Genomic DNA, 26,364 nt, shown 5'->3' with positions numbered 1-26,364 from the left:
GCCGGTGCCGCGGGGCGGATGCGGGAGTGGCGTGAGCGGCTCGTAGCGGTCGGAGCGCGGCCGGGGTGACCCCGCGCCGCCGGTGCGGTCGCACCGACTGCGCGTCGGCAAAGTCACGGGTGGGACGGGCGTAGCGTAGATGGCATGACGAAGTACGGATCCTTCCCCGGTACGCGTCCCCGGCGGCTGCGGACCTCGCCCGTGATGCGGCGGATGGTCGCTGAGACGCGGCTGCACCCCGCCGACTTCATCCTCCCGGCGTTCGTCCGTGAGGGCGTCAGCGAGCCGGTGCCGATCTCGGCGATGCCCGGGGTCGTGCAGCACACCCGGGACAGCCTGAAGAAGGCCGCGCTGGAGGCCGTGGAGGCCGGGATCTCCGGGATCATGCTGTTCGGCGTGCCCGAGGAGGGCAAGAAGGACGCCCATGGCACGGTCGGCACCGATCCGGACGGGATCCTGCAGGTCGCCCTCCGGGACGTGCGCGCCGAGGTCGGCGACGACCTGCTCGTCATGTCCGACCTGTGCCTGGACGAGTTCACCGACCACGGGCACTGCGGCGTGCTGGACACCGAGGGGCGCGTCGACAACGACGCCACCCTGGAGCGGTACGCCGAGATGGCCCAGGTGCAGGCCGACGCCGGCGCCCATGTCGTCGGTCCCAGCGGGATGATGGACGGCCAGATCGGCGTCATCCGCGACGCGCTCGACCAGATCGGGCGGGAGGACGTGGCGATCCTCGCCTACACCGCCAAGTACTCCTCGGCCTTCTACGGCCCGTTCCGCGAGGCCGTCGCCTCCTCGCTGCAGGGCGACCGCAAGACCTACCAGCAGGACCCGGCCAACTGGCGTGAGTCCCTGCGCGAGCTGGAGCTGGACCTGGCCGAGGGCGCCGACATGGTGATGGTCAAGCCGGCCGGCCCGTACCTCGACATCCTCGCCCGGGTCGCCGACAGCGTGGACGTGCCCGTCGCCGCCTACCAGATCTCCGGCGAGTACTCGATGATCGAGGCCGCCGCCGAGAAGGGCTGGGTCGACCGCGACCGGGCCATCTTCGAGACCCTGACCGGCATCAAGCGGGCCGGCGCGCGGAACATCCTCACCTACTGGGCCACCGAGGTGGCCCAGAAGCTGCGCCAGGCGGACTGATCCGCACCGCCGCAGGGCAGCACACATGAGTGAAGGGCCTACTGGTACCACGCCACCGGCGTCGGCCAGTAGGCCCTGTCACCTGGGGACAGCCGGTCGGCCCTATCGCCGGCACGGCCTGCGCCGGATCACGGGCTGCCGGGCTTCCAGCCCAGGTACGTGCCCCTGACGGCGGTCTTGTAGTTGGACTTGTAGCCGATCGCGCCGTTGTCTGCCGCGTCCGTCATCCAGACGCCGCCCCTGCCGTCCGACAGGCCGACATGCCAGTACGGGCTCGACGTCTTCCAGAAGACGAACGCTGCGATGGGCGGCGTGCCCGTCGTGTGCCGGGCACCGTCGTCGGACTGCCAGTGCACCTTGGCCGAGTAGTGGACGATGTGGCGCTTCCAGGCCGACGCCACCGCGTATTCGCAGCGGCCGTGGTAGGAAGTGTCGCCCTTGTGGGACACGAACCAGTTCATCGCGTCGATGACCGGTGATCCGAAAGGGACCGCCGGAGCGCCGGCGGCGGAACGCGGTGCACCGGCTGCCGTTCCCTCGTCGGCTGATGCCACACCGGACGCCGATGCGGTCAGCGCCACGCACAGGGCGGCGCCGAGCAGGGAGCCGGTCAGGCGGTTCTTGAGTTGTTTCGCGGTATGCAAGATTCCCCGTATTCGTGTTCTGTGCAGGTCTGATGGTGGTCACGCATCGTGAGACGCCTGGTCAGTATGACCGTTCACGCGTGCGAGCCGGGAACACTTTTCCGATTACGGTCCGAGACGGTCCGGGTCAGTCCCACCAGAAGCACCAACTGGTGGCGCCGACCAGCTCCTTGGCGTACGCCTCCACGCTTCCGGGACCGCTCTGCGCCACGGTGTTCGGGCACAGGGCGTAGTGCTCGGCGGCCAGTACCCCGGCGTCGGTGACGGTGCCGGGCGGCGCCGCGACCGACACCACCAGGGAGTCCAGGCCGAGCGCCACGACCCGGATGCCGAACCGGTCCTCCCACGACCGCAGTACCGCGCTGATCCGCGCCACGTCCGCCTCGTAGTTCAGCGGACCCGTCCAGCCGATCGCCGCCGGTATGTCGGCGGAGCGGCGTGCCGGGACCAGCGCCAGGTGGGGTTCCTCCATCCACTTCGCCCACGTGCCCGGGTCGCTGTTCAGCGCGTCGGCGACCTGTGCGGCGCGGGTCTCAGGATCGGCCGACAGCACACCGGCCGGCGCGAGTCCCGGCCACTCGGTGCCGAACGGTGCGATCTCGTCGGTGACCTGACCGTCCGTCTCCTCCTCCCAGTACTCCGCGAGCACGTCCGCGGCGTCATGGTCTCCGGGGTACGACACCTTTCCGGGCAGCAGAGCCCAGTCCTCCACGCCGACCCGGCACCCGGCCAGGTCCACCAGCACCGGCAACAGCCCCGTACGGGCCGCGGGCCCGCCCAGCGCCTTCCACGTACCGGGCGCGGACGCCTTCTGCGCGTGCCACAGCAGGGGCTCGTGCCAGAGCCCGTCGTCCGTCTCGTCCACCAGTCTGCCGGGCGGCAGTTGAAGCCCCAGGGAACGCCCGCTCGGGTCGGTGGTCAGCTTGGGCAGGGGGTTGGGAAGAGTCGCCATGCCAGTGACTGTAGGGCCGGCCACTGACAACCACCTCGCCCCGGCAGAGGGCTCAGCTGAACGCCGCCTGGGCGGTGGGGGCGAGGTGGAGGCCGGAGGGCTCAGCTGAACGCCGCTTGGGCGGTGGGGGCGAGGTGGAGGCCGGACGGATCCCCGTTCAGACGAGGGTCGTGATGCAGAACGGGTGGCCCGCCGGGTCCAGCAGGACCCGCCAGCGGTCCGGCTGCGGCTGGGACTCCGGCTTGGTCGCGCCCAGCTTCAGCAGGTGGGCCTCGGCGGCGTCCAGGTCGGCCACGCCCACCTCGATGTGGGCCTGCTTCTCCTGGGCCGGGTCCGGCCACGTGGGGCGGCGGTAGTCGGCCAGGCGGTTGAAGCCGAGGCCCGCGCCGTCCTTGCCGCCCAGGAAGACGAAGTCGTCGCTGGAGTAGGCGACGGGCAGGCCGAACATCTCGGCGTAGAAGCGGGACAGTTCGGCGGGGTCCGCGCAGTCGAAGGTGACGGCGGCGAAGCGGAAGGCGGGTGCGGGAGTGTTTTCCGTGGTCATGGGGACGACGCTAGGACGTGACCCGGACAGTTCTGGTCCTGGTCATGCGGATCGTATGGAAAACTTCGCCTTGTGCTCAGCGCGTCCGCCCGTCTGCTGCGCCTGCTCGCGCTCCTCGCCGCCCGGCCCGCATGGACCTGCGCCGAGCTGGCCGAGCGTATGGCCGTCACCGACCGCACCGTCCGGCGGGACATCGCCAAGCTGCGGGAACTCGGGTACACCGTGGACTCGGACGCCGGGCCGTGGGGCGGCTACCGGCTCCGCGCCGGCGCGCGCGTGCCGCCGCTGATCCTGGACGACGAGGAGGCGCTGGCCGTGGCCGTCGGGCTGCGGGAGGCGGCGCTGAGCGGGGCGCTCGGCGGGGACCAGGCCGCGCTGTCCGCGTTGCTCAAGCTGCGGCAGGTGCTGCCGCCGCGGATCGCCGAGCGGCTGGGGGAGTGGGACGACGCGCTGGTACGGCTTCCGTGGTCCGAGGAGCCGCAACTGAGGCCCGGCATGCTGCTGGAGCTGGCGGCGGCCTGCCGACGGGGGGAGCGGGCCCGGTTGTCGTACTGCGACGGGGAGGGCCGGAGCACGGTGCGGGACGTGGATCCGTACCGGCTCGTCCACACCGGACGGCGTTGGTACTTCGTCGCGCGGGACGTGCGCCGGGGGTGGCGGACGTTCCGGGCCGACCGGGTGGAGCGGCTCCAGCCCACGGGGCAGCCGGTGCAGATCACCGACCCGCCGGACCCGGCACAGCTGGTCTCCCGCAACACGGCGAACGGCCCCTATCCGCTGTCGGCCACCATCCGGCTGCCGCTGCCCATGGACCAGGCGCTGCGGGTCGTGCCCGCGACCATCGGCACCCACCGCCCCGACGGCCCCGACGCCACCCTCGTCGACATCGGCGGCCCGGACGCGGACGGCCTGGCCCGGTTCCTCCTGGGCCTGGGGACGTCGCTGCGGGTCATCGGACCGGAGCCGGTTCGCAGGGCGCTGGCGCACCGCGCGCGAGAGCTTTTCCAGGAGAACGAGTGATGCTTCGGCTCGCGTTCGCCGGCCACGCGGGCGCGGGACGGGCAGGCTTCGGTCACGTGAAGACGCCGAACCAGAGCTGTTCGAAGAGGTCCCGCCCACCGCTGCGGGGGCGGGCGAACGGCAAGGGGTCGCCGGTGCGGATCTCCTCCATCAAGGCATCGGCCCTGTGCACGGCGCCAGTTCGCGGTGCGCGCCGGACGCGTTCGGGTGTCCGGCTTCCTCAAGGTCTGCGGAGACGGTCCTGTGGACACGGGTCTCCACAGACCTCAAGGGCTGCGGCTCAGAGCTTCTCGGGCGTCCTGATGCCCAGCAGGCCCATGCCCTGGTGCAGGGTGCGGGCCGTGACGTCGACCAGGAACAGGCGGTTCTCCACGACCTCCGGCGCGTTGTCGGCGGACAGCACCTGGCACTTGTCGTAGAACGCCGTCAGGAGCGAGGCGAGCTGGTAGAGGTACGCCGCCAGCTTGTGCGGCTCGTACTCCGCCGCCGCCTCCAGCACCGTCTCCGCGAACTGGTCCAGGTGCAGGCCCAGCGCACGCTCGGCCGGGGCCAGGTCCAGCTCCGAGTGTGCGACCGGGCGGGCCTCGCCGGCCTTGCGGAGGATGGACTGGATACGGGCGTAGGCGTACTGGAGATAGACGGACGTGTCGCCGTTCAGCGAGACCATCTGGTCCAGGTCGAACTTGTAGTCCCGGACGGCCGACGTGGACAGGTCCGCGTACTTCACCGCACCGACACCGACGTAGCGGCCGTTCTCCGTGATCTCCTGCTCGGTCAGGCCCACCTTCTCGGCCTTCTCGCGCACCACCGCCGTGGCCCGTTCGACGGCCTCGTCCAGCAGGTCCTGGAGCTTCACCGTCTCACCCGCACGGGTCTTGAACGGCTTGCCGTCCTTGCCGAGGACCGTGCCGAAGGCCAGCTGGTGCGCCTTGACGTCGTCGTTCAGCCAGCCCGCCCGGCGAGCCGTCTCGAAGACCATGCGGAAGTGCAGCGACTGGCGGGCGTCCACCACGTACAGCAGCGTGTCCGCCTTGAGGTTGAACACGCGGTCGCGGATCGCGGACAGGTCTGTGGCCGCGTAGCCGTAGCCGCCGTCCGACTTCTGCACGATCAGCGGGACCGGGTTGCCCTCCGGGCCCTTGATGTCGTCGAAGAAGACACAGAGGGCGCCCTCGGAGCGGACCGCCACGCCGGACTCCTCCAGGAGGCGGCAGGTCTCGGCCAGCATGTCGTTGTAACCCGACTCGCCGACGATGTCCGGGTCCTGGATCTCCATGTCCAGCTTCTCGAAGACGGAGAAGAAGTAGATCTTCGACTCGTCCACGAACTTCTGCCACATGGCGAGCGTCTGCGGGTCACCGGCCTGCAGGGCGACCACCCGGCGGCGGGCCCTCGTCTTGAACTCCTCGTCCGAGTCGAAGAACTTGCGCGCGGCCTTGTAGAGACGGTCGAGGTTCGACATCGCCTCCTCGCCGGAAGCCGCCGTGTCCGCGGCCGACGCTTTGTGGTCCAGCTCGTGCGGGTGCTCGTCCAGGTACTGGATGAGCATGCCGAACTGGGTGCCCCAGTCGCCGATGTGGTGCCGGCGCACCACGTTCTCGCCGGTGAACTCCAGGAGCTGCACCACCGAGTCGCCGATCACCGCCGACCGCAGATGGCCGACGTGCATCTCCTTCGCGACGTTCGGCTGCGCGTAGTCGATCACCGTCGTACCGGGGTGCTCGGCGTAGGGCACGCCCAGGCGGCCCGTCTCGTCCGCATACCGCGCGGCCAGGTTCTCGGTGATCGCCCGGTCCGTGATCGTGATGTTGAGGAAGCCGGGGCCGGACACCTCGACGTCCTTGATCACGTCACCCGTCACCACCTGGGAGACGACCTGCGTCGCCAGCTCCCGGGGGTTCGCCTTCGCCTTCTTGGCCAGGGCCAGGATCCCGTTGGCCTGGAAGTCGGCCCGGTCGCTTCGTCGCAGCAGCGGGTCCGCGCCGGCGGCCTCCGGCAGGGTGGCCGAGAGGGCGGACGTGAGGTGCTGCTGGACGCTGTCGCTGAGGGACGTGACCGAGGCCATAGGTATGGGTGCCGTTCTCCTCGTGGGGATGGATAGTCCCGGCCAGTATCCCACGGGGGGTAAAGCCGTTTTCCCGGTTGCCGCACCGTCTGTGAGAATGGGGTGTCACCCCGTTCAGAAAGAAGGACGTGCCGATCGTGGCTCAGAGCACCGAGACCACCGACTGGGTCTCCCGTTTCGCGGATGAGGTCATCGAGGAGTCGGAGCGCCGGGCCCCGGGCAAACCGGTCGTCGTCGCGTCCGGACTCTCCCCCTCCGGGCCCATTCACCTGGGCAACCTCCGTGAGGTCATGACCCCGCACCTGGTCGCCGACGAGGTCCGCCGCCGCGGGCACCAGGTCCGGCACCTGATCTCCTGGGACGACTACGACCGGTACCGCAAGGTTCCGGCGGGCGTCGCAGGCGTCGACGAGTCGTGGGCCGAGCACATCGGCAAGCCGCTCACCTCGGTCCCGGCACCGAAGGGGTCGGCCCACCCGAACTGGGCCGAGCACTTCAAGGCCGCGATGATCGAATCGCTCGCCGAGCTGGGCGTCGAGTTCGACGGGATCAGCCAGACCGCGCAGTACACCTCCGGTGCCTACCGCGAGCAGATCCTGCACGCCATGAAGCACCGCGGCGACATCGACGCCATCCTCGCCCAGTACCGGACCAAGCCGAAGGCCAGGAAGCCCCAGCAGAAGGCCGTCGACGAGGCCGAACTGGAGGCCGAGGAGGGCTCCGGCGCCGCGTCCGAGGACGACGGCAGCTCCGGTTCCGCCGGGTACTTCCCGTACAAGCCGTACTGCGGCAACTGCGAGAAGGACCTGACGACCGTCACCTCCTACGACGACGACACCACCGAGCTGTCGTACACCTGCACCGCCTGCGGCTTCACCGAGACCGTCCGGCTCACCGAGTTCAACCGCGGCAAGCTGGTCTGGAAGGTCGACTGGCCCATGCGCTGGGCGTACGAGGGCGTGATCTTCGAGCCCAGCGGCGTCGACCACTCGTCCCCGGGGTCCTCCTTCCAGGTGGGCGGCCAGATCGTCGGCATCTTCGACGGCAAGCAGCCCATCGGCCCCATGTACGCCTTCGTCGGCATCAGCGGCATGGCGAAGATGTCGTCCTCGCGCGGTGGTGTGCCGACCCCGGGTGACGCGCTGAAGATCATGGAGCCGCAGCTGCTGCGCTGGCTGTACGCCCGCCGCAGGCCCAACCAGTCCTTCAAGATCGCCTTCGACCAGGAGATCCAGCGGCTGTACGACGAGTGGGACAAGCTCGCCGGCAAGGTCGCCGACGGCTCCGCGCTCCCCGCGGACGTGGCCGCGTACACCCGCGCCGTCGGCACCGCCGCCGGTGAACTGACGAAGACGCCGCGGCCGCTGCCCTACCGCACCCTCGCCTCCGTCGCCGACATCACCGCCGGACACGAGGACCAGGCGCTGCGGATCCTCTCCGAACTGGACCCCGAGCAGCCGCTCGCCTCACTGGACGAGGCCCGCCCGCGGTACGACAAGGCCGAGGCGTGGATCAACACGCACGTCCCCGCCGACCAGCGGACCATCGTGCGCGACGAGCCCGACGCCGAACTGCTGAAGTCCCTCGACGAGGCCTCCCAGCAGTCCGTACGGCTCCTGCTCGACGGACTCGCCGAGCACTGGTCGCTCGACGGCCTGACGCACCTCGTCTACGGCGTGCCGAAGGTGCAGGCCGGGTTCTCCGCCGACGCCACGCCCAAGGAACTGCCGGCCGAGATCAAGACGGCTCAGCGGGCGTTCTTCGCCCTGCTGTACCACCTGCTCGTGGGCCGGGACACCGGTCCCCGGCTGCCCACGCTGCTGCTCGCGGTCGGCCAGGAGCGGGTGCGGGCCCTGCTCGGCGAGTAGGGCCGCGCAGGCAGAAGCGAGACCGCACAGGCACACGCCGCACAGGCACACGAAGAAGGGGCCCTCCTCAGGAGGGCCCCTTCCTCATGCTGCGCATGTCCTCAGGCGATGTGGTCTTCCTCCAGCTCCGCGTTGAAGCGGTTGGTGAAGCGGTTGACCATGCGGTCCGCATCGCGTGGCGGGAGCGTGAGGCCGTACGTCGCCTCCACCGCCTCGCCGAACTGGTGCGGAGTGGGAAAACTGCCGTCGATCGACTTGCGGAAGACCTGGTAGTAGTCCTCCTCGCTCGGCTTCGGCTCCGGGGTGCCGCCGCCCTCCCCCAGCTCCCGGGTGCGCGTCGGGCTCACCGGGATGGGAAAGCTGCCGGTCTCCTCGGGAGAGGGCTGCTGGAAGTCCTCCGGCGCCTGCTCCTCGTACCACTCCTCGTACTGCTCCTCGGGGAGGTACTGGGGCTCGGGGGGCGGTTCGTACGTCGGGTCGTAGGCGCCGTGGTACTCGACCTCGCGGGGGGTCTGGAACCACGGGCTCTGATCGTCCTCGGGCGGTGCCTGCGGGCTCTGCCCGCCGGCAGGTGCCGTTCTCTGTGCGATGGGCACCGCCCCGGCGGCACGACTGCCCGCGGCCACGGCGGCGGCCTCGGTCACCGCCGCCAGCTGAGGCTGCTGCGGGACCGGCGGCAGCAGAACCGGTTCGATGCCGGCCGCCGCCAGGCCCGCCGGGGCCGTCTCCGCCAAGGGGACGCCGTACCTCGCCAGGCGCAGGGGCATCAGCGACTCCACCGGGGCCTTGCGGCGCCACGCCCGGCCGAAACGGGAACGCAGGCGGGCCTGGTAGACGAGACGTTCCTGCTCCAGCTTGATCACCTGGTCGTAGGAACGCAGCTCCCACAGCTTCATGCGGCGCCACAGCAGGAACGTGGGCAGCGGCGAGAGCAGCCAGCGGGTGAGGCGGACCCCCTCCATGTGCTTGTCCGCCGTGATGTCGGCGATGCGGCCGATCGCGTGGCGGGCCGCCTCGACCGCCACGACGAACAGGACCGGGATCACGGCGTGCATCCCGACACCCAGCGGGTCCGGCCAGGCGGCGGCGCCGTTGAAGGCGATCGTCGCCGCCGTCAGGAGCCACGCGGTCTGGCGGAGCAGGGGAAACGGAATGCGGATCCAGGTCAGCAGCAGGTCAAGGGCGAGCAGAACACAGATACCTGCGTCGATACCGATCGGGAACACATAGGAGAAGTTCCCGAAGCCCTTCTTGATGGCCAGCTCTCGTACAGCCGCGTACGAGCCGGCGAAGCCGATGCCGGCGATGATCAAGGCGCCGGTCACGACCACGCCGATGAGAACGCGATGCATCCGAGTCAGCTGTGGCGCAGCCACTCGTACTCCCCTCCCCTTGCGTGTTGTTGCGCGCAACAGAGTGGCACACGTGTGCGGCGCACGTGGTGCCGGTCGGCCGCTACGGCTCCCCGGTCAGCTCTTCTTCGCGGCCGACTTGGACGGAGATGCGCTGGAGGAGGGTGACTTGGACGCCGGCTTGGACGGGGATTTCGACGCCGGCTCGGACGGCGACGCGGACGCCTTGCCGTCCGAACCCTGCCCAGAACCTTCACCGTTGGCCGCCGAGACGGCCGCGACCGCCTCCTTGAGTGCCTTCTCCGCCGCCTTCAGCAGGTCGTCGGCGTCCGGAGTCTTCTCGCCCGCCAGACCGGCACCGTTGTAGTCCACGGTGACGACGACGTTCTCGACCCGGGCGACGACCGTCTGCTGCTTGAAGAGGCCTTCCTTCTTCTTCAGGTCGTAGCGCACCGCCGTCGCCTCCGCACCCGTACCCGACAGCGGCACGAGCTTGGTGTTCTTGGCACCGTCGACCGACTGGGCGTCCTTGACCTGCTGGCTGAAGTACGTGTGGGCCTGCTCGGCACCGGAACCGCGCGTGGCGTCCGACTCCAGGCGGAGCAGGGAGACGTTCAGCCAGCGGAACTGGGATCCCTTGACGCCGTTGTTGTCCAGACTGTTCCACGAGCAGGACGACCGGGACGACGGATCGTCCGAACCGCCCTTCTTGCTCGACTTCACGCCCTCGGGCACCAGATCGCCCAGCGTCTTCTTCCCCAGCACCCCACAGGGATCGGGAAGCTTCTGGTACGCGGCGGCCTGCACCGTCGGGGACGCGCTCGCCGACGGCTGCGTGCTGCCGCTCGCCGACTGCTGGGCGCTCTCGCCACCGGACTTGGCCTTGGAGTCGCCGGAGTCCGAGGAACAGGCGGCGGTGATCAGGACCGCGGGAACGGCTGCCGCGCAGACAAGAACGCGGCGAAGGCGCTTGGCGCGCCGGTCACGCTGGTCGCTCCGCCACTGCCTGACGGGCGTGGAGGGTACCGTCATGGCACGGTCGTCTCGCTGGGCTGCTCGCTGCATGGTTCCTTCACTCGTGACGCTCGGTGTTCGTGCGGGTTCCTGCGGGGCCACGGTACGCGGTGAAGGAGCCGTGCGGTTTCCGTTCCCGGGCATTGCGGGCGGGGGCGGACGGGGCCGGTGAGGCCGTCAGCCGTTGAGCGTGTCGGCCAGTTGAGAGGCCAGGTTACGCGCGCTGTCCTGCATTTCCTTGCTGTCGGGGACCGAGCCGGTGGCTGTCGGCTGCTCCTCGTACTGGATGGTGACGACCACGTTGGACGTGCGGAACACCACAGTCACCGTCCGGGGTTCGGCCGTCGAACCGGACGTGCTGAGCCGGTCGTCCAGATACGCCTCGTCACCGAGATCCGTGAGCACGCGGGGCTGGAGATCGGCGGGCGTGGCACCGGAGGAGGCCTGCTCGGGGTCCGTGGACGCGGAGGAGCCCGAGGCACCAGAGGAAGGCGTCGCCGTGGACGGGGAGCCGCTCGCCGACCCGGTCGGCGTCGGGGACGCGGGCGGCGCCGAGGAACTGCTCGGCGCCGGAAGGTCCGCTGCCGTCTGCTTCTCCTGGAACAGCCGCTCCGCCTGGTCGTCGTCGCTGACCGCGTTGTCGTACGACACCACGCGCTCGAAGTCCACCGAGAGGCGGTCCGTGGCGTCCGGCGACTCCACCTTCCAGCGGCAGCCGACCTGGCGGTCGGTGTCATAGGTGAGCGTGGCCTCGCCCTGGTAGGCCTTCTCCTGCTGGTCCGGATCGGCGATCTGCGGGAGGCCGGGCAGCAGCGTGTCCAGGGTGTCGTGCCCGACCGCGCCGCAGGGTTCGGGGAGCGTGCGGTACTTGCCGGGCTGGGCGGCCACCGTGGCGGTGCCGGCCTGGCCCGGGTTGGCGTTGTCCGGCGGGGTGTCGTCCCCCGAGCTGCTCGTGCAGCCGGCCAGCAGCGCCGCGAGGAGGGCGGCGGTGCCGGGTACGTACGCCTTCCGCAGCACGATCGGGCTCCTCTCGACGGTGTGTGTCTGCTCGGTGCTCCAGTGTCCCCGCTGGTTATTCGCTTGCCGCAGCGGGGCGCCCCCTGGAGACAATGTGTATCGCACGCACTGCCGTGGACGCCGGTCCCTTGTCCCTTTTCATCGACCTTGGCGCCGCTTTTGCGTTTTGCTGGTCTTAAGCCTTTTGTTGTTGATTCCGGGGGAATGAGGAACGTATGTCGTACGTGGAGATGCCGGGCGCCAAGGTCCCGATCCGGCTGTGGACGGACCCGGCGACGGTGGAGGACGTGGCCCTGCGCCAGCTCCAGAACGTGGCGACCCTGCCGTGGATCAAGGGTCTGGCCGTGATGCCGGACGTGCACTACGGGAAGGGCGCGACCGTCGGGTCGGTCATCGCGATGCAGGGTGCGGTGTGCCCGGCCGCGGTGGGTGTGGACATCGGCTGCGGGATGTCGGCGGTGAAGACGTCGCTGACCGCGAACGACCTGCCCGGGGACCTGTCCCGGCTCCGCTCGAAGATCGAGCAGGCGATTCCGGTGGGCCGGGGGATGCACGACGACCCGGTCGCACCGGCGGACTTCCACGGGCTGCCCACGGCCGGGTGGGAGGACTTCTGGGGGCGGTTCGCCGGGGTTGCCGAAGCGGTCAGGTTCCGTCAGGAGCGTGCGCACAAGCAGATGGGGACCCTGGGTGGAGGAAACCATTTCGTAGAAGTCTGCGTTGATCTGTCCGGTTCGGTGTGGCTCATGCTCCACTCCGGGTCCAGGAACATCGGCAAGGAACTCGCCGAGCACCACATCGGCATGGCCCAGAAGCTTCCGCACAACCAGGGCCTGGTCGACCGTGACCTCGCCGTCTTCGTCTCGGACACCCCGCAGATGGCGGCGTACCGCAACGACCTCTTCTGGGCGCAGGAGTACGCCAAGTACAACCGCACCCTGATGATGGCGCTCCTGAAGGACGTGATCCGCAAGGAGTTCAAGAAGGCGAAACCGACCTTCGAGCCGGAGATCTCCTGCCACCACAATTACGTGTCGGAAGAGCGGTACGAGGGCATGGATCTGCTCGTGACCCGCAAGGGCGCGATCCGGGCCGGCTCCGGGGAGTACGGGATCATCCCGGGCTCGATGGGTACGGGGTCGTACATCGTGAAGGGCCGCGGGAACGAGAAGTCCTTCAACTCGGCCTCGCACGGCGCCGGTCGGCGCATGAGCCGGAACGCGGCCAAGCGGCGCTTCACGGCCAAGGACCTGGAGGAGCAGACCCGGGGCGTGGAGTGCCGTAAGGACTCCGGCGTCGTGGACGAGATCCCGGGCGCCTACAAGTCGATCGACCAGGTCATCGATCAGCAGCGCGACCTGGTGCAGGTGGTGGCGAAGCTGAAGCAGGTCGTCTGCGTCAAGGGCTGACGCGCGAGGCCCCCGGATGCCGGTGGGGGTTACCCGTCCGCCGGTTTCAGGGAGTCCAGCCAGCGCAGGAGGCGTTCGCCCTCGCGGGTCATGACGGCCGGGTCGCGCAGGGCGTTCGCCAGGAGGGACATGCCCTGGTAGGCGCAGACCAGGGTGAGGGCGTCGTCGTCCGGGTCCGGGGTGCCCCAGGTGCGGAACTGGCCGGCCGTCCAGTCCAGGAGGCGTCGGATCACCGCGCCGGCCTCGGCGTCGAGGGTGCTGTCCGTTCGCTTGTCGAGTTCGACGGCGAGGGTGCCGGTGGGGCAGCCGTGGCGGGCTGCGGTCTCGCGCTGGTCGACCCATGCCGAGACGAGTCCCTTGAGGCGGTCGCGCGGGGTCGCCAACAGGTCCAGCCGGCCGGTGAGTTCGTCCAGGTGTGCGCTGTGCTCCGTCAGCGCGGCCCGGACCAGCTCGTCCTTGGTCTTGAAGTAGTAGTAGACGTTGCCGACCGGGACGTCGGCCTCGCGGGCGATGTCGGCGAGGGTGGTGCGCTCCACGCCCTGCTCGTGCAGGACCCGGGCGGCCGCTGCCGTGAGCCGTCGGCGCTTCTGTGACGCCGTTGCCCGCCTGTCCACTGAGTTCGTCACCTGACTGACTATAGACAGGCCGCCCTGGAGGCGTGCTATCTTCCGAGTTAGTTAGTCAACTGACTGAGAGATGGGGGCGCAATGATCACGGTGACCGGGGCGACCGGCAATGTCGGGCGGACGCTGGTGCAGTTGCTGGCCGAGGCGGGGGAGGAGGTCGTGGCCGTGTCGCGGCGGGACCGGGCCGCGCAGTCGGCGGACGGCGTGCGGTGGGTCCAGGGCGGAGTCGGGGACGCCCTGAGCATGCGTCCGGCGCTCGGCGGTGCGCGCGCCGTCTTCCTCGTGCTGGGCGGCGAGCTGAACCTCAGGGGTGAGAGCCCCGACGCGTTGCTGGACGTGATCGCGGACGCCGGTGTCGGACGGATCGTCCTGGTCTCGTCGCAGGTCGGCGCCACCCGGCCGGAGGCCCGCTCACATGCCCGGCTGCGCGCGTTCGAGGCGGCGGTGCGGGCGTCCGGGCGGGAGTTCACCGTCCTGCGTCCGGGGGGTTTCGCCTCCAATGCCTTCGCCTGGGCCGAGTCGGTCCGTACGAAGCGCACCGTCTTCGCGCCCTTCGGTGATGTCGCGCTGCCCGTCGTCGACCCGGCGGACATCGCCGCCGTGGCCGCAGCCGCGCTCCGCGAGGACGGGCACGCGGGCCGGGTGTACGAGCTGACCGGGCCCGAGCCGATCAGTCCGCGCGGGCAGGCAGCGGTGATCGCCGCGGCCCTGGGCGAGGACGTGGCCTTCGTGGAGCTGTCCCGCGCGGAGGCGCAGGCGGGAATGGCACGGTTCCTGCCGGAGGAGGTCGTCGCCGGCACCCTCGACGTCCTCGGCGCGCCGCTGCCGGCCGAGCAGCGGATCAGCTCCGACGTGGAAGCGGTCCTGCACCGGCCGGCCGCGCCCTTCGCGGCGTGGGTCGCGCGGAATCTGCCCGTGTTCGCACCGGGCCTCTAGCGCGCACCCGGCCTACTTCGCGTGCCGCACCGCGTAGATCATGACGAACGCGATGAAGTGGATGCCGAAGAGGAAGTAGGCCAGGAAGTACCAGACCTGGCGTTCGTCCTTGGTCTCCTGTGCCAGGCGGCGCTTCTCCGATGAGTCGTCGGCGCTCATCAACGGTCCCGGTGGACCTTGGTGTTGGAGGCCTGGGCGCGCGGGCGGAGGATCAGCAGGTCGACGTTGACGTGGCTGGGGCGGGTCACCGCCCAGGTGATGGTCTCGGCCACGTCGTCCGCGGTGAGGGGCTCGGCGACGCCCTCGTACACCTTCTCCGCCTTCTCCGTGTCGCCGCCGAAGCGGGTCAGGGCGAACTCGTCCGTCTTGACCATGCCGGGCGCGATCTCGATGACGCGGACCGGGCGGCCGACGATCTCCAGGCGGAGGGTCTCGGCGAGGACGTGGGCGCCGTGCTTGGCGGCCACGTAGCCGCCGCCGCCCTCGTAGGTGCCGTGGCCGGCCGTGGAGGAGAGCACGACGACCACGCCGTCGCCGCTCGCCTCGAGCTTCGGCAGCAGCGCCTGGGTGAGGTTCAGGGTGCCGATGACGTTGGTCTCGTACATCGTGCGCCAGTCGGCGGGGTCGCCGGTGGCCACCGGGTCGGCGCCGAGTGCTCCGCCGGCGTTGTTGACGAGGACGCCGATGGTCGTGAAGGCCGTGGCGAACTCGTCGACCGCCGCGCGGTCCGTGACGTCCAGCTGGTATGCCACCGCCGAGTGGCCCGCCTTGGTCAGTTCCTCGGCCAGGGCCTCGATGCGGTCCTTGCGGCGGGCGGTCAGGACGACGCGGTAGCCGGCCGTGGCGAGCTGCCGGGCCGTGGCGGCGCCGATGCCGCTGCTCGCACCGGTGACGACGGCGATGCGGGAGGCGGCGGACGGGGCTGCGCTGGCCATGAGCTGCTCCTGGGTTCGGTGTGCGGTCGTGTCCCGTCCAGCCTAGGCGAGCTTCAGGCGCCGTTCCTGGGCGCCCACATGATCACGGCCATGCCGGCGAGGCAGATCAGTGCCCCGGCGATGTCCCAGCGGTCGGGCCGGTAGCCGTCGGCGACGACGCCCCACAGGATCGAGCCGGCCACGAAGATCCCGCCGTAGGCGGCGAGGACGCGGCCGAAGTGGGCGTCCGGCTGGAAGGTGGCGACGAAGCCGTACGCGCCGAGGGCGAGGACGCCGCCGGTGATCCACAGCCAGCCGCGGTGTTCCCGCAAGCCCTGCCAGACCAGCCAGGCCCCGCCGATCTCGAACAGCGCGGCGACGACGAACAGGGCGGCGGAGCGGAGGACGGTCATGGGGGGCAGCTTCGCACGCGTGCTCGGGTCACCCGGCGGCGATCTCCTCTCGTGGCCGTGTCACCTGTTGGAGGGCGCCTGACGGGCGGCTCGCGTGGCATACATCCGTACGTCGGCGGGAGCGCGAGCGAGGAGTGGTGAGGGGCGTGCGGATGCGGGCGTGGGTGTTGTCCGGGGTGTGTGCGGGTGCCGTCCTGGTGCCGGGGATCGCGGTGGCCGCTCCGGCACCGGAGACGGACCTGGCCTTCCACGGGACCGTGGTGATGGAGGGGGACCAGGCGGAGGTACGGCTGACCCCGCGGAACAACGGGCCGGCCGCCGTCGCGGACGCCACGGTGCGGCTGCGCTGGTCGGTGCCGCTGGCCGACGGGCAGCTGCTGCCCGCCCCGTGCGTCCGGGAGGACGAGCGCACGGTGCTGTGCGGGACCGGGGCGCTGGCCGCGGAGACGACGGGGGAGCAGCTGCGGGTGCCGATGCGGCTGCAGGAGGGGGCGTCCGAGGCGACGCTGGAGATCGACACCGCGTGGAGCGGGGACGTGGTGGACAAGGACCGGTCGAACGACCGGATGACGGTGCTGGTGCTGGCCACCGGGGACTCGTACGCCTTCTGAGCCGTCCCGACCCCGGTGGACGAGCCGTCCCGGCCGGGGTGGTCGACCGCGCTGACCGGGGCCGTCGGCCGCTCTGGCCCCGCTTGCCGAGCCTCCCTGGCCAGGGTTAGGCGGGGTTCTCCGCGTCGTAGCGTTCCCGGGCCGCGCGGACGTCGTCGAAGTGGGTCTCCGCCCAGTCCTTCACCGCGGTGAGCAGGCCGGCGAGGCTGGCGCCGAGCGGGGTGAGTGCGTAGTCGACGCGGACCGGGACGGACGGGGTCACCGTGCGGCTGACGATGCCGTCCCGCTCCAGGGTGCGCAGGGTCTGGGTGAGCATCTTGGGGCTGACGCCGGCGAGCCTGCGGCCGATGTCGCTGTAGCGCTGGGGGCCGCCCGCAAGGGCGGCGACGACCAGGCTGACCCACTTGTCACTGAGCCGGCCGAGGAGCTGGTTGGTGGGGCATGCGCGCAGGAAGGCGTCGTAGTCGGCGCGGGCCTGTTCGCGGCGCTGGGCTGCGGTCATGGTCGCCATGGGCTCTTCCCTCCGGGGCAGCTACGCACTCTCAGGTAACTACTTACGAATCGATAGTACCTCTCCTACAGTTGGTGTTGCGGCCGGGACCGAGCCGCAAGGACCGACAAGTGTTTTACGTACAGGGAGAGTTGACATGCGTGCTGCTGTGGTGAAGACGTTCGGCGGCCCGGACGCGGTGGAGATCGCCGAGGTGCCGCTGCCGGAGCCGGCGGCCGGCCAGGTGCGGATCAAGGTGGTGGCCGGTGCGCTGAATCCGGTGGACCTGTACGTCCGGGCCGGTGTCTTCGGCGGGGCAGGCAAGACGATCGGGCTCGGCTGGGACGTGGCGGGGACGGTGGACGCGGTGGGGGTGGCGGCCGCCTGGCAGGTCGGCGATCCGGTGGTGGCGCTCGTGCCCGGGGTGGCCGAGCCGCTCGGTGCGCACGCCGAGTACGTCGTCGTGGATGCGAACGCGGTGGCCGCGGCGCCGGCCTCGGTGGACGCGGTACATGCGGGCACCCTGCCGCTGAACGGGCTGACCGCGCTCCAGGCACTGGAGCTGCTGGATCTGGAGCCGGGTGCGTCCCTGCTGGTGACCGGTGCGGCCGGTGCGGTCGGCGGGTTCGCGGTGCAGCTGGCCGCGCACCGCGGGATCAAGGTGACCGGACATGCCCGGGCCGGCGACGAGGAGCTGGTGCGGTCGCTGGGGGCGGCGCACTTCACGGCCGGGGCTGTGGCGGCGGGGAGTGTGGACGCGGTGCTGGACGCGGCGATGCTCGGTGAGCCGGCGCTGGAGTGGGTGCGCGACGGTGGTGCCTTCGTCAGCGCCCAGCCCGGCCGGCAGCCCGAGTCCGTGCGCGGGGTGCGTGTCACGGCCGTGGAGGTGCGCGCAGACGGGGCGCAGCTGGCGGAGCTGGTCCGGCTGGCGGACGCGGGGACGCTGACCCTGCGGGTGGCGGAGACCTACGCCCTGGAGGAGGCCGCGAAGGCACACGCCCGGTTGGCCGAGGGCGGGCTGCGGGGCCGGCTGGTGCTGGTGCCGTAGGGCGCGGAAGGCGGGGGGCGGCTGGTGGGGCCGTAGGGGGCGGAAGGCGGGGGGCGGCTGGTGGGGCTGCAGGGCGCGGAGGGCGGGGGCCGGCTGGTGGGGCTGCAGGGCGCGGAACGGGTGGCTGGCTGGTGCCGGGGTCCTGGGGCGCGGAAAGGGGTCGGGAGGGGGGCCGGAATACCTCGGGTGGGGTGACCGTTGGACAAGTGTAGTTGAACGGTCAACAACCTGGAGGGTGAGCGACCATGCAGTTCGGGATCTTCACGGTCGGCGACGTCACGCCGGACCCCACCACGGGGCGGACCCCGTCCGAGCGCGAGCGGATCAAGGCCATGGTCGCCATCGCGCTGAAGGCCGAGGAGGTCGGCCTGGACGTCTTCGCGACCGGCGAGCACCACAACCCGCCGTTCGTGCCGTCCTCGCCGACCACGATGCTCGGCTACATAGCCGCGAGGACGGAGAACCTGATCCTCTCCACGTCCACCACGCTGATCACCACCAACGACCCGGTGAAGATCGCGGAGGACTTCGCGATGCTGCAGCACCTGGCCGACGGGCGCGTCGACCTGATGATGGGCCGCGGCAACACCGGGCCGGTCTACCCCTGGTTCGGCAAGGACATCCGGGAGGGCATCAGCCTCGCCGTCGAGAACTACGCCCTGCTGCGCCGGCTGTGGGACGAGGACGTCGTGGACTGGGAGGGCAAGTTCCGCACACCGCTGCAGGGCTTCACCTCCACCCCGCGCCCGCTGGACGACGTACCGCCGTTCGTCTGGCACGGCTCCATCCGCTCGCCGGAGATCGCCGAGCAGGCCGCGTACTACGGCGACGGCTTCTTCCACAACAACATCTTCTGGCCCGCCGACCACACCAAGCGGATGGTCGAGTTCTACCGGAAGCGGTACGCCCACTACGGGCACGGCACCCCGGAGCAGGCGATCGTCGGCCTCGGCGGCCAGGTGTTCATGCGGAAGAACTCGCAGGACGCGGTGCGGGAGTTCCGGCCGTACTTCGACAACGCGCCGGTGTACGGCCACGGGCCCTCGCTCGAGGACTTCACCGACCAGACCCCGCTGACCGTGGGCTCCCCGCAGCAGGTGATCGAGAAGACGCTGTCCTTCCGCGAGTACGCCGGCGACTACCAGCGCCAGCTGTTCCTGATGGACCACGCGGGGCTGCCGCTGAAGACCGTGCTGGAGCAGCTCGACATGCTCGGCGAGGAGGTCGTGCCGGTGCTGCGCAAGGAGTTCGCCGACGGGCGCCCGGCCGGCGTGCCCGAGGCGCCGACCCACCAGTCCCTGCTCGCCGCCGCACAGAAGGAGACCGTCGCATGAAGCTCGTCGTCGTATCGGCGGGACTGAGCGTCCCGTCCTCCACCCGGCTGCTGGGCGACCGGCTGGCCGCCGCGGTGGACCGGCGCACGCCGGTGGACATCGAGGTGGTCGAGCTGCGGGACCTCGCCGTCGAGATCGCGCACAACTTCACCAACGGGTTCGCCGGGAAGGCCCTGGCCGCCGCGCAGGACGCGGTGGCGGGGGCCGACGGGCTGATCGTCGTCACGCCGGTGTTCAGCGCGTCCTACAGCGGACTGTTCAAGTCGTTCTTCGACGTGCTCGACAAGGATGCGCTGGTGGGAAAGCCGGTGCTGATCGCGGCGACCGGGGGTACCGGGCGGCACTCGCTGGTGCTGGAGCATGCGCTGCGGCCGCTGTTCGCCTATCTGCGGGCCGTCGTCGTGCCGACCGGTGTGTACGCCGCGTCCGAGGACTGGGGCGCGGAGGGGCTGGCCGAGCGGATCGAACGGGCGGCGCAGGAGCTTGCCGCGCTGATGCCGTTGGCTTCGCGGCGGGCCGAGGTTGCGGTCGTGCCGTTCGCCGAGCAGCTGGCGGCGCTGCAGCGCTGATCCCGCCCACCCGCCCACCCGACTCGGTGGGCTGGGTGGTGGGGGGGTTCTGTGACGGTGAGAGGCCGGTAAAAAGGGTGATCGCAGGGCCGGTGGGCACGGTTGAACCGGTGGCGGCCTTGGCAGACTGGGGACGTGCCCCAGACTGTGCTGCTCGCCGAGGACGACCGCGCCATCCGCCATGCCCTGGAGCGTGCCCTGACGCTGGAGGGCTACGCGGTGACGGCGGTCGCCGACGGCGTCGAGGCGCTGGCGCAGGCCCACAGGAACCCGCCGGACGTCCTCGTCCTGGACGTGATGATGCCGGGCATCGACGGCCTCCAGGTCTGCCGCGTACTGCGCGCCGAGGGCGACAGCACCCCCATCCTCATGCTCACCGCCCTCGTGGAGACCGCCGACCGGATCGCTGGCCTGGACGCCGGGGCCGACGACTACGTGGTCAAGCCGTTCGACGTCGAGGAGGTCTTCGCCCGGCTGCGCGCCCTGCTGCGCCGCACCAGCCCGGCGCCCGTCGTCGGCGGCACCCTCGAAGAGCCCGCACGGGAGACACAGGTCTTCGACCGGCAGCTGGAGGCCGCCGGCCTGCGCATGGACCTGCAGGCCCGCCGGGCCTGGCGCGGCCCGCGCGAGCTGGAACTGACCCGCACCGAGTTCGAACTCCTGGAACTGCTGGTGCGCAACGCGGGGATCGTGCTCGACCACTCCACGATCTACGACCGCATCTGGGGCTACGACTTCGGCCCGGGCTCCAAGAACCTCGCCGTGTACGTCGGCTATCTGCGCCGCAAGCTCGACGAACCCGGCGCCCCGCAGCTGATCCACACCGTGCGGGGCGTGGGTTACGTGCTGCGGGAGGACTGAATGGGCCGCCGCTGGCGGCTGCCGGCCCGGCCGAAGCTGGTCTCCCTGCGGACCACCTTCGCGGTCTCCTTCGCCGCCGTCACCGCGGCCGTCACGATCCTCGTCGGCATCCTGTCCTACAGCTCCGCCGCGCGGCTCGTGCGCGTCGACCAGCAGTCGGTGTTCACACAGGTCGTGCAGGACGTCCGGGACGAGGTGCGGCAGCACGAGATGAGCCCCGGGGACTTCTCCTCCTCCCGCCCCGGGCACGACCTGGTCCGCCCCGCCCGCACCGACGTGCAGGTGCTCGGCGCGCAGGGGCAGATCGTGGACCACGGCAGCCCGGCCCTGCCGGTCACCTCGCGGGACAGGGCGGTGGCGGTCGCGCGCCCGGCCGGGAAGGTCGTCCAGCACAAGGACGTACGCGTGGAGGAGGACCTGTTCCGCATCGCCACCGTCTCGCTCGGCGACGGGCGCGGGGCGGTCCAGGTCGCGCAGGAGTTCAGCGACACCGAGGACCTGCTGCGGGCGCTGCAGCAGCGGACGCTGATCCTGATGGCCGCGGTCGTGGTGGCGGCCGGCCTGTTCGGCTGGTGGCTGGCCCGGCGGATCACCCGGCGCCTGGTGATCCTCACGTCCGCCGCCGAGGACGTCGCCCGCACCCGGCAGCTGGGCATCCAGGTCCCGGTGGCCGGGCTGGACGAGGTCGGGCGGCTGGGGCGGGCCTTCGACCGGATGCTGGGCCGGCTCGCGCAGTCGGAGGAGGACCAGCGACGGCTGGTGCAGGACGCGGGCCATGAACTGCGCACGCCGCTCACGTCCCTGCGGACCAACATCTCGTTGTTGCGCCGGATCGACGAGCTTCCCCCGGCCACCCGTGAGGAGCTGGTCGCCGACCTCGGCCAGGAGGCCCGGGAACTCACCGACCTCGTCAACGAGCTGGTCGACCTCGCCGCCGGGCAGTCCGACAGCGAGCCGCCGCATCGGGTGGACCTCGCCGACCTGGCCGAGGACGTGGCCGGCCTGGCCAGGCGCCGTACCGGCCGGGACGTCGTCCTGCGCACGAGCGGCGACACGACGACCGACGGGCGGCCCGGGATGCTCCAGCGGGCCATCTCCAACCTGGTGGAGAACGCGGCCAAGTTCGACCGGGACGGCACGGCGCCGATCGAGCTCGACATCACCGGCCCGGCCAGGCCGGGCACGGTACGGGTGGAGGTGCTGGACCGGGGGCCCGGGATCGCCGAGGGCGACCTCATCCGCATCTTCGACCGCTTCTACCGCGCTGCCGACGCCCGCTCGCTGCCCGGCTCGGGGCTCGGCCTGTCCATCGTCCGCGAGGTCGCGATGGCCCACGGCGGGGCGCCGTTCGCCTACCGACGGGCGGGCGGCGGGTCGGTCATCGGGTTCACGGTCGGGGGCGGATACGCGGGCAGCGGGGGCGACGGCGCCTGACGAACACCACCCGCCGTCGCCGCGTACGAGCGGGTGGGCATGTGTGTGTTGGGGGGTGCCGCCGACGTCGGTTGAGTACGTGTACCTACCGACTGCCGGGTAGGTACGCCCATCCGCCCGGCGCGTGCGCCGCCGTACCGTCGCCGCATGCCTGAGGAGAACGCGCCGACCACCGAGACCACCCAGATCACCGAGACCACGCAGAACACTCCGACCACCGAGACCTCGGAGAGCGCCGAGACCGGGGAGATCACGGCGGGCGCCGAGACCACGGAGGCCACGGAGCGCCTCGGGACCGCGGCGGGTGCCGTTGTCGCGGAGGGTGCCGGGGTCGCGGAGAGTGCCGGGGGCGGCTCGGGCGGTGGTGCGGTGCGCGCCGGGTCGGTGGCGCGTTCGTTCGGGCTCGGCTGTCTGGGATGCGGCGGTGTCGCCCTCGCCGCCGTCCTGGCCCTGGTCCTCGTGCTCATGTGGAACGCCTCGGACGGTACGGACCTCCCCCGGGTCGCGCCCGAGGACATGGCGGACCGTGCCTTCCGGCACTCGCAGGAGGCGTACGACGTCATGGGGTTCACGCGCACCGTGCAGCCGGGGGTCGAGGACGCCGGCGTGAGCCCGCAGAACACGATGGGCGCCGGGTACTGCTACGACGGGGGCACGTTCGGGCTGGAGGACAAGACCGTCGACGGAGCCTACCTGCTGTACCACGAGTGGGCGCTGGACCACGTGCCCGCGAGCCAGGCCGTGCCCGGCCTGCGCCGGCTGCACCAGCGCCTGCAGGACGAAGGCTGGAAGGTCTCCTCGTACCGCGAGGGCGGCAGGAACAAGGACTGGGCGCTGTACGTCCAGCGCGAGGGCGAGGAGCGGATGTCCTTCATCTGGTACCCGGAACGGCAGTACTTCACGGGCGGCTCCGCCACCCCCTGCGCCTACGACCCCGGGTGGAAGGGCGGCGGGACCGAGACCTACCACCCCGATTCCGCCGCCGACGCCGTCAGCGTGCCCGTCCTCCGGCCCGGCCGCCCATGAGCGCTCCGGCAGCGTGAGGAAGCCTGCCGCCCGGCCGCCTATGAGCGGCCCGGCAGTGTGAGGAAGCCCTCCGCGCGGGCGCTCGCCAGGCCGATCCTCGGGATGTCGCTGCTCTTGGCGAAGAGCAGGAAGCGGGGTTCCCACACGGGCCGGTACTTGGCGTTGGCGCGGTAGAGGGACTCGATCTGCCACCAGCGGGAGAAGAAGGTGAGGGTTGAGCGCCACAGGCGCAGGACGGGACCCGCGCCGAGACGGGCACCGCGCTCGAAGACCGAGCGGAACATCGCGAAGTTGAGCGAGACCCGGTCGATCCCCTGTTCCTGCGCCTGCAGGAGGAGTTCCACCACCATGTACTCCATCAGGCCGTTCTCGCAGCCCCGGTCGCGGCGCATCAGGTCCAGGGAAAGACCGCGTTCCCCCCAGGGCACGAAGCTGAGCAGGGCGCGCGGTTCGCCGTCCGCGTCCCGGCACTCCAGCATCACGCAGCGGCCGTCGGACGGGTCGCCGAGACGGCCGAGGGCCATGGAGAAGCCGCGTTCGGTGGCGCCGTCGCGCCAGTGGTCGGCGCGGTCCACGAGCACGGCCATCTCCTCGGCGGGGATGTCCTCGTGGCGGCGGACGCGGACCGTGTAGCCGGCCCGGCGCACCCGCTTGTGGGCCTGGCGGACCACACGCATGGCACGGCCCTCGAGGGTGAAGTCGGCCAGTTCCACGATCGCCTCGTCGCCGAGTTCGAGCGCGTCCAGGCCGTGCCGGGCGTAGATGGTGCCGGCTTCCTCGCTCGCGCCCATCACCGCCGGGGTCCAGGCGTGCCGGCGGGCCTCGGCGAGCCAGGCGTCGATGGCGCCGGGCCAGGCCTCGGGGTCGCCGATCGGGTCGCCGGAGGCGAGGCTGACCCCGCCGACCACACGGTAGGCGATGGCGGCCTTGCCGCTGGGGGAGAAGATGACGGCCTTGTCGCGGCGCAGGGCGAAGTAGCCGAGGGAGTCGCGGTCGCCGTGCCGGTCCAGGAGGGTGCGCAGCCGCGCCTCGTCCTCCTGAGCCAGCAGGCAGGCGCCGCGCGGGGCGCGGAAACAGGCGTGGAGGACCAGCAGCAACGTGACGGCCGTCAGGGTGTTGATGACGATGTCCGCCCAGCGGGGCGCCTGTACGGCGGCGATCCGGTCGGCGAGCGGGCTGACGCTGATGCCGCGCAGCAGGGTGTAGGAGATCTCGTCCTTGAGGGACGCGCCGGTCACCTTGTTCGTCGCGTGCACCAGGAGGGTGCCGAGGCCGCCGCCGGCCAGGGTGCCGCCCACACCGACGGCGAGGGCGAGGCGCGGGTTGGAGCGGTCGCCGATGGCGTCGAAGTCGCGCCTGCCGAGCAGCAGGGCGGCGACGAACAGGCCGGTGAGGGCGGTGGACACCCAGTTGAAGACGTGTTCGCGGTACGGGGCGCGGGTGAGGGCGACGACGTACAGTCCGAAGAGCGGGCCGGCCAGGATGAGGTTGAAGGTCCAGGCGGCTCGCTTGCGGCGGCGCATCACCACCGCGAGGAACAGGGCGAGGACCGCCGAGACCAGGCCGGCGGTGGCCAGGTACGGGGTGAAGTACTCGCCCGCGTTGTGCTCGTGCACCTCCTCGCGGAACGGGAGCGACACGACCGCCGCGACGTTCAGCACGACCAGCAGCCGCAGGTACCAGACGGTGGCCGTGGCGGCGCGGGTGCGCAGCCGGTCGTCACCGGAGAAGGCACGGAAGGACGGCGGGAGGAGGCGGGTGCCGCGGCGGGCGGTCCGCGGATCGGGAGCCTGTGGCGGGCTCAGGGTCGTCTGGTGAGCGGGCATGGTGACGGATCACCCCTTGGGGACGGGGACGGGGCAGCGCAGACCCTACAGCTCGCGGGTGACGGGGAGTCGGGCCCCCGACCCGACGGCACGGCCTCGCCGGGTCAGCCGCCGCTGCCGCGCCGGGCCGCCGTCAGCATCCAGGCCAGGTTTCCCACCGCGGCCCCGGCGGCCACCGCGGCCGCGATCACCCCGCCGGTCGCCAGTCCATCGCTGAACAGGTGGGGGCGCCGGGCCAGGCTGTGCAGCCCGAAACCGCACAGCTCGTACACGCCCACGGCGGCGACGGCCAGGCTGACGATCAGCAGAGTCAGCGTCGGCGCGAGACGGCCCGCACAGATCTCCGTGCCGGGCTCCGTTTCCGTGGTGTCCTGCATGGGTCCCCCGTTGAACAGTGTGAACAGCCCGGCGGCCGCTGCCGGTTGGGAACCTACAATACGTAGGGTCGGTGCGGGCCGATGCCGTGCGGATGCACCACGAGCCGTTGCGCACCATACGCTCCGGGGAACCGCACCCGGCCACAGCCCGGGCCTGGGATGCCCGTGGTGGCCCTCACGGGTGACGGCGCGGCGTGCACCGGGGCGACCGGGCGGGCCGCGGGGGACGGCACCGCGCCGTGCCCGTGCGGTACGGGCGCGCCGGGGCACGGACAGCCGGCCTGCGGTGCTGGTGGCGCCGGCCGCGAGGAGTTCTCCGGGTTCGAGGACCGGGTCACGGAGCGGTGCCGCCGGGCCGCGGGCGGCTGGTCAGCCGAAGCGGCCCGCCACGTAGTCCGCCGTGCGCCCGTCCGCCGGGGAGCTGAACATCTGCTCCGTGGAGCCGTGCTCGACGATCCCGCCGGGTGCGCCCTGCCTCGGCGAGGAAGAACGCGCACTGGGCGCAGACGCGGGCCGCCTGCTGCATGTTGTGCGTGACGATGACGATCGTGATCTGGTCGCGCAGGTCCTGGATCGTCTCCTCGACGCGGCGGGTGGACGTCGGGTCGAGCGCCGAGCACGGTTCGTCCATGAGCAGCACCCGGGGGCGTACGGCGAGGGCGCGGGCGATGCACAGGCGCTGCTGCTGGCCGCCGGAGAGCGCGCCGCCGGGTTTGCGGAGCCGGTCGCGGACCTCCTTCCACAGCCCGGCACGGGTCAGCGACTCCTCGACCAGCTCGTCCTTCTCGCGGCGGCTCGCGCGGACACCGGTCAGCTTCAGGCCGGCCACGACGTTGTCGTAGATCGACATCGCCGAGCATCGATCGCT

The 26,364-nt window shown here is 71.3% G+C and carries 26 protein-coding genes and 1 pseudogene; 12 read left to right on the top strand and 15 right to left on the bottom strand.

The window, feature by feature from the left end:
* Positions 1-144: 144 nt before the first annotated feature.
* The gene (hemB, locus tag ACZ4SF_RS09250; RefSeq protein ID WP_468380309.1) at positions 145-1,146 is read left to right on the top strand and encodes a porphobilinogen synthase; all 1,002 of its coding nucleotides are present in this window, start codon (positions 145-147) and stop codon (positions 1,144-1,146) included.
* Positions 1,147-1,274: 128 nt separating this feature from the next.
* On the opposite strand, the gene ACZ4SF_RS09245 is transcribed toward hemB, so the two are convergent.
* The 3 genes from ACZ4SF_RS09245 to ACZ4SF_RS09235 all read right to left on the bottom strand — a co-directional run bounded on the left by ACZ4SF_RS09245 (position 1,275) and on the right by ACZ4SF_RS09235 (position 3,286).
* Positions 1,275-1,790, bottom strand: coding sequence for a hypothetical protein (locus ACZ4SF_RS09245; protein ID WP_468380307.1), 516 nt, complete (start codon positions 1,788-1,790; stop codon positions 1,275-1,277).
* Between the two features lie 127 nt (positions 1,791-1,917).
* On the bottom strand, positions 1,918-2,742 hold the full coding sequence (locus ACZ4SF_RS09240; RefSeq protein ID WP_468380304.1) for a DUF4253 domain-containing protein: 825 nt from the start codon (positions 2,740-2,742) through the stop codon (positions 1,918-1,920).
* 157 nt (positions 2,743-2,899) lie between these two features.
* Positions 2,900-3,286 carry a VOC family protein gene (locus ACZ4SF_RS09235; RefSeq protein WP_468380301.1) on the bottom strand — a complete coding sequence of 129 codons (387 nt, stop codon included), beginning with the start codon at positions 3,284-3,286 and terminating at the stop codon, positions 2,900-2,902.
* Between the two features lie 72 nt (positions 3,287-3,358).
* Between ACZ4SF_RS09235 and ACZ4SF_RS09230 the strand changes: the two genes are divergently transcribed.
* Positions 3,359-4,306, top strand: a complete 948-nt coding sequence (locus ACZ4SF_RS09230) for a helix-turn-helix transcriptional regulator (protein ID WP_468380299.1) — start codon at positions 3,359-3,361, stop codon at positions 4,304-4,306.
* Between the two features lie 280 nt (positions 4,307-4,586).
* Here ACZ4SF_RS09230 and argS read toward each other — a convergent pair whose 3' ends face one another.
* On the bottom strand, positions 4,587-6,371 hold the full coding sequence (gene argS / locus ACZ4SF_RS09225) for an arginine--tRNA ligase (protein ID WP_468380296.1): 1,785 nt from the start codon (positions 6,369-6,371) through the stop codon (positions 4,587-4,589).
* A 128-nt stretch (positions 6,372-6,499) separates the two neighbouring features.
* Between argS and lysS the strand changes: the two genes are divergently transcribed.
* Positions 6,500-8,239, top strand: coding sequence for a lysine--tRNA ligase (gene lysS, locus ACZ4SF_RS09220; protein ID WP_468380294.1), 1,740 nt, complete (start codon positions 6,500-6,502; stop codon positions 8,237-8,239).
* 101 nt (positions 8,240-8,340) lie between these two features.
* Here the strand turns inward: lysS and ACZ4SF_RS09215 are convergent, their stop codons facing one another.
* The 3 genes from ACZ4SF_RS09215 to ACZ4SF_RS09205 form a co-directional block, all read right to left on the bottom strand.
* Positions 8,341-9,591, bottom strand: coding sequence for a DUF2637 domain-containing protein (locus ACZ4SF_RS09215; protein ID WP_468380291.1), 1,251 nt, complete (start codon positions 9,589-9,591; stop codon positions 8,341-8,343).
* Between the two features lie 117 nt (positions 9,592-9,708).
* On the bottom strand, positions 9,709-10,623 hold the full coding sequence (locus ACZ4SF_RS09210; protein WP_468380288.1) for a DUF3558 family protein: 915 nt from the start codon (positions 10,621-10,623) through the stop codon (positions 9,709-9,711).
* Between the two features lie 159 nt (positions 10,624-10,782).
* A complete protein-coding gene (locus ACZ4SF_RS09205; protein ID WP_468380286.1) occupies positions 10,783-11,622 on the bottom strand; it encodes a DUF3558 domain-containing protein in 840 nt (279 codons plus the stop codon).
* 215 nt (positions 11,623-11,837) lie between these two features.
* Between ACZ4SF_RS09205 and ACZ4SF_RS09200 the strand changes: the two genes are divergently transcribed.
* The gene (locus ACZ4SF_RS09200; protein ID WP_468380284.1) at positions 11,838-13,031 is read left to right on the top strand and encodes an RtcB family protein; all 1,194 of its coding nucleotides are present in this window, start codon (positions 11,838-11,840) and stop codon (positions 13,029-13,031) included.
* Between the two features lie 29 nt (positions 13,032-13,060).
* Here the strand turns inward: ACZ4SF_RS09200 and ACZ4SF_RS09195 are convergent, their stop codons facing one another.
* Positions 13,061-13,657 carry a TetR/AcrR family transcriptional regulator gene (locus tag ACZ4SF_RS09195; protein WP_468380281.1) on the bottom strand — a complete coding sequence of 199 codons (597 nt, stop codon included), beginning with the start codon at positions 13,655-13,657 and terminating at the stop codon, positions 13,061-13,063.
* Positions 13,658-13,738: 81 nt separating this feature from the next.
* On the opposite strand from ACZ4SF_RS09195, the gene ACZ4SF_RS09190 reads away from it, so the two are divergent.
* Complete coding sequence (locus ACZ4SF_RS09190) at positions 13,739-14,593, top strand: SDR family oxidoreductase (protein WP_468380279.1); 855 nt, start codon at positions 13,739-13,741, stop codon at positions 14,591-14,593.
* Positions 14,594-14,605: 12 nt separating this feature from the next.
* Here ACZ4SF_RS09190 and ACZ4SF_RS09185 read toward each other — a convergent pair whose 3' ends face one another.
* The 3 genes from ACZ4SF_RS09185 to ACZ4SF_RS09175 are packed head-to-tail and all read right to left on the bottom strand — an operon-like array spanning position 14,606 to position 15,920.
* Entirely contained in the window at positions 14,606-14,752 is a 147-nt protein-coding gene (locus tag ACZ4SF_RS09185) for a hypothetical protein (RefSeq protein WP_468380276.1), read from the bottom strand.
* Positions 14,752-15,528, bottom strand: coding sequence for an SDR family NAD(P)-dependent oxidoreductase (locus tag ACZ4SF_RS09180; RefSeq protein WP_468380275.1), 777 nt, complete (start codon positions 15,526-15,528; stop codon positions 14,752-14,754). Before ACZ4SF_RS09180 ends, ACZ4SF_RS09185 begins: the two co-directional genes overlap by 1 nt.
* A gap of 53 nt (positions 15,529-15,581) precedes the next feature.
* Positions 15,582-15,920: a YnfA family protein gene (locus ACZ4SF_RS09175; protein ID WP_468380273.1), complete on the bottom strand. Its 339-nt coding sequence runs from the start codon at positions 15,918-15,920 to the stop codon at positions 15,582-15,584.
* A gap of 152 nt (positions 15,921-16,072) precedes the next feature.
* On the opposite strand from ACZ4SF_RS09175, the gene ACZ4SF_RS09170 reads away from it, so the two are divergent.
* Entirely contained in the window at positions 16,073-16,531 is a 459-nt protein-coding gene (locus ACZ4SF_RS09170; protein WP_468380465.1) for a hypothetical protein, read from the top strand.
* Positions 16,532-16,637: 106 nt separating this feature from the next.
* Here ACZ4SF_RS09170 and ACZ4SF_RS09165 read toward each other — a convergent pair whose 3' ends face one another.
* Entirely contained in the window at positions 16,638-17,042 is a 405-nt protein-coding gene (locus tag ACZ4SF_RS09165) for a winged helix-turn-helix transcriptional regulator (RefSeq protein ID WP_468380271.1), read from the bottom strand.
* Positions 17,043-17,178: 136 nt separating this feature from the next.
* On the opposite strand from ACZ4SF_RS09165, the gene ACZ4SF_RS09160 reads away from it, so the two are divergent.
* From ACZ4SF_RS09160 to ACZ4SF_RS09135, 6 genes are all read left to right on the top strand, one after another.
* On the top strand, positions 17,179-18,069 hold the full coding sequence (locus ACZ4SF_RS09160; RefSeq protein WP_468380268.1) for an NADP-dependent oxidoreductase: 891 nt from the start codon (positions 17,179-17,181) through the stop codon (positions 18,067-18,069).
* Between the two features lie 245 nt (positions 18,070-18,314).
* Positions 18,315-19,403, top strand: coding sequence for an LLM class flavin-dependent oxidoreductase (locus ACZ4SF_RS09155; RefSeq protein ID WP_468380266.1), 1,089 nt, complete (start codon positions 18,315-18,317; stop codon positions 19,401-19,403).
* Positions 19,400-19,972, top strand: coding sequence for an FMN reductase (locus tag ACZ4SF_RS09150; RefSeq protein WP_468380263.1), 573 nt, complete (start codon positions 19,400-19,402; stop codon positions 19,970-19,972). The genes ACZ4SF_RS09155 and ACZ4SF_RS09150 overlap by 4 nt, the downstream gene beginning before the upstream one ends.
* Before the next feature lie 135 nt (positions 19,973-20,107).
* A complete protein-coding gene (locus tag ACZ4SF_RS09145; RefSeq protein WP_468380261.1) occupies positions 20,108-20,833 on the top strand; it encodes a response regulator transcription factor in 726 nt (241 codons plus the stop codon).
* Positions 20,834-22,267 carry a sensor histidine kinase gene (locus ACZ4SF_RS09140; protein WP_468380259.1) on the top strand — a complete coding sequence of 478 codons (1,434 nt, stop codon included), beginning with the start codon at positions 20,834-20,836 and terminating at the stop codon, positions 22,265-22,267.
* 147 nt (positions 22,268-22,414) lie between these two features.
* Positions 22,415-23,293, top strand: coding sequence for a hypothetical protein (locus ACZ4SF_RS09135; protein WP_468380256.1), 879 nt, complete (start codon positions 22,415-22,417; stop codon positions 23,291-23,293).
* Between the two features lie 38 nt (positions 23,294-23,331).
* Here the strand turns inward: ACZ4SF_RS09135 and ACZ4SF_RS09130 are convergent, their stop codons facing one another.
* From ACZ4SF_RS09130 to ACZ4SF_RS09120, 3 genes and pseudogenes are all read right to left on the bottom strand, one after another.
* The gene (locus tag ACZ4SF_RS09130; protein WP_468380253.1) at positions 23,332-25,119 is read right to left on the bottom strand and encodes a phosphatidylglycerol lysyltransferase domain-containing protein; all 1,788 of its coding nucleotides are present in this window, start codon (positions 25,117-25,119) and stop codon (positions 23,332-23,334) included.
* Between the two features lie 104 nt (positions 25,120-25,223).
* The gene (locus ACZ4SF_RS09125; protein ID WP_468380251.1) at positions 25,224-25,496 is read right to left on the bottom strand and encodes a hypothetical protein; all 273 of its coding nucleotides are present in this window, start codon (positions 25,494-25,496) and stop codon (positions 25,224-25,226) included.
* Positions 25,497-25,865: 369 nt separating this feature from the next.
* Positions 25,866-26,346: pseudogene (locus tag ACZ4SF_RS09120) on the bottom strand (phosphate ABC transporter ATP-binding protein); the annotation flags it as partial.
* Between the last annotated feature and the right edge of the window lie 18 nt (positions 26,347-26,364).

Source organism: Streptomyces sp. NPDC027663 (genome assembly GCF_055566415.1).
Note: the sequence above shows the minus strand (reverse complement) of the source record. Positions and strands in the feature narration are given on the sequence as shown.

Excerpts from the sequence above, each read along its gene's own strand:
- hemB (WP_468380309.1), top strand. The coding sequence starts at position 145 with ATGACGAAGTACGGATCCTTCCCCGGTACGCGTCCCCGGCGGCTGCGG.
- ACZ4SF_RS09240 (WP_468380304.1), bottom strand. The coding sequence starts at position 2,742 with ATGGCGACTCTTCCCAACCCCCTGCCCAAGCTGACCACCGACCCGAGC.
- ACZ4SF_RS09235 (WP_468380301.1), bottom strand. The coding sequence starts at position 3,286 with ATGACCACGGAAAACACTCCCGCACCCGCCTTCCGCTTCGCCGCCGTC.
- argS (WP_468380296.1), bottom strand. The coding sequence starts at position 6,371 with ATGGCCTCGGTCACGTCCCTCAGCGACAGCGTCCAGCAGCACCTCACG.
- ACZ4SF_RS09215 (WP_468380291.1), bottom strand. The coding sequence starts at position 9,591 with ATGCATCGCGTTCTCATCGGCGTGGTCGTGACCGGCGCCTTGATCATC.
- ACZ4SF_RS09210 (WP_468380288.1), bottom strand. The coding sequence starts at position 10,623 with ATGACGGTACCCTCCACGCCCGTCAGGCAGTGGCGGAGCGACCAGCGT.
- ACZ4SF_RS09200 (WP_468380284.1), top strand. The coding sequence starts at position 11,838 with ATGTCGTACGTGGAGATGCCGGGCGCCAAGGTCCCGATCCGGCTGTGG.
- ACZ4SF_RS09190 (WP_468380279.1), top strand. The coding sequence starts at position 13,739 with ATGATCACGGTGACCGGGGCGACCGGCAATGTCGGGCGGACGCTGGTG.
- ACZ4SF_RS09185 (WP_468380276.1), bottom strand. The coding sequence starts at position 14,752 with ATGAGCGCCGACGACTCATCGGAGAAGCGCCGCCTGGCACAGGAGACC.
- ACZ4SF_RS09180 (WP_468380275.1), bottom strand. The coding sequence starts at position 15,528 with ATGGCCAGCGCAGCCCCGTCCGCCGCCTCCCGCATCGCCGTCGTCACC.
- ACZ4SF_RS09175 (WP_468380273.1), bottom strand. The coding sequence starts at position 15,920 with ATGACCGTCCTCCGCTCCGCCGCCCTGTTCGTCGTCGCCGCGCTGTTC.
- ACZ4SF_RS09170 (WP_468380465.1), top strand. The coding sequence starts at position 16,073 with ATGCGGGCGTGGGTGTTGTCCGGGGTGTGTGCGGGTGCCGTCCTGGTG.
- ACZ4SF_RS09165 (WP_468380271.1), bottom strand. The coding sequence starts at position 17,042 with ATGGCGACCATGACCGCAGCCCAGCGCCGCGAACAGGCCCGCGCCGAC.
- ACZ4SF_RS09160 (WP_468380268.1), top strand. The coding sequence starts at position 17,179 with ATGCGTGCTGCTGTGGTGAAGACGTTCGGCGGCCCGGACGCGGTGGAG.
- ACZ4SF_RS09155 (WP_468380266.1), top strand. The coding sequence starts at position 18,315 with ATGCAGTTCGGGATCTTCACGGTCGGCGACGTCACGCCGGACCCCACC.
- ACZ4SF_RS09150 (WP_468380263.1), top strand. The coding sequence starts at position 19,400 with ATGAAGCTCGTCGTCGTATCGGCGGGACTGAGCGTCCCGTCCTCCACC.
- ACZ4SF_RS09140 (WP_468380259.1), top strand. The coding sequence starts at position 20,834 with ATGGGCCGCCGCTGGCGGCTGCCGGCCCGGCCGAAGCTGGTCTCCCTG.
- ACZ4SF_RS09135 (WP_468380256.1), top strand. The coding sequence starts at position 22,415 with ATGCCTGAGGAGAACGCGCCGACCACCGAGACCACCCAGATCACCGAG.
- ACZ4SF_RS09130 (WP_468380253.1), bottom strand. The coding sequence starts at position 25,119 with ATGCCCGCTCACCAGACGACCCTGAGCCCGCCACAGGCTCCCGATCCG.
- ACZ4SF_RS09125 (WP_468380251.1), bottom strand. The coding sequence starts at position 25,496 with ATGCAGGACACCACGGAAACGGAGCCCGGCACGGAGATCTGTGCGGGC.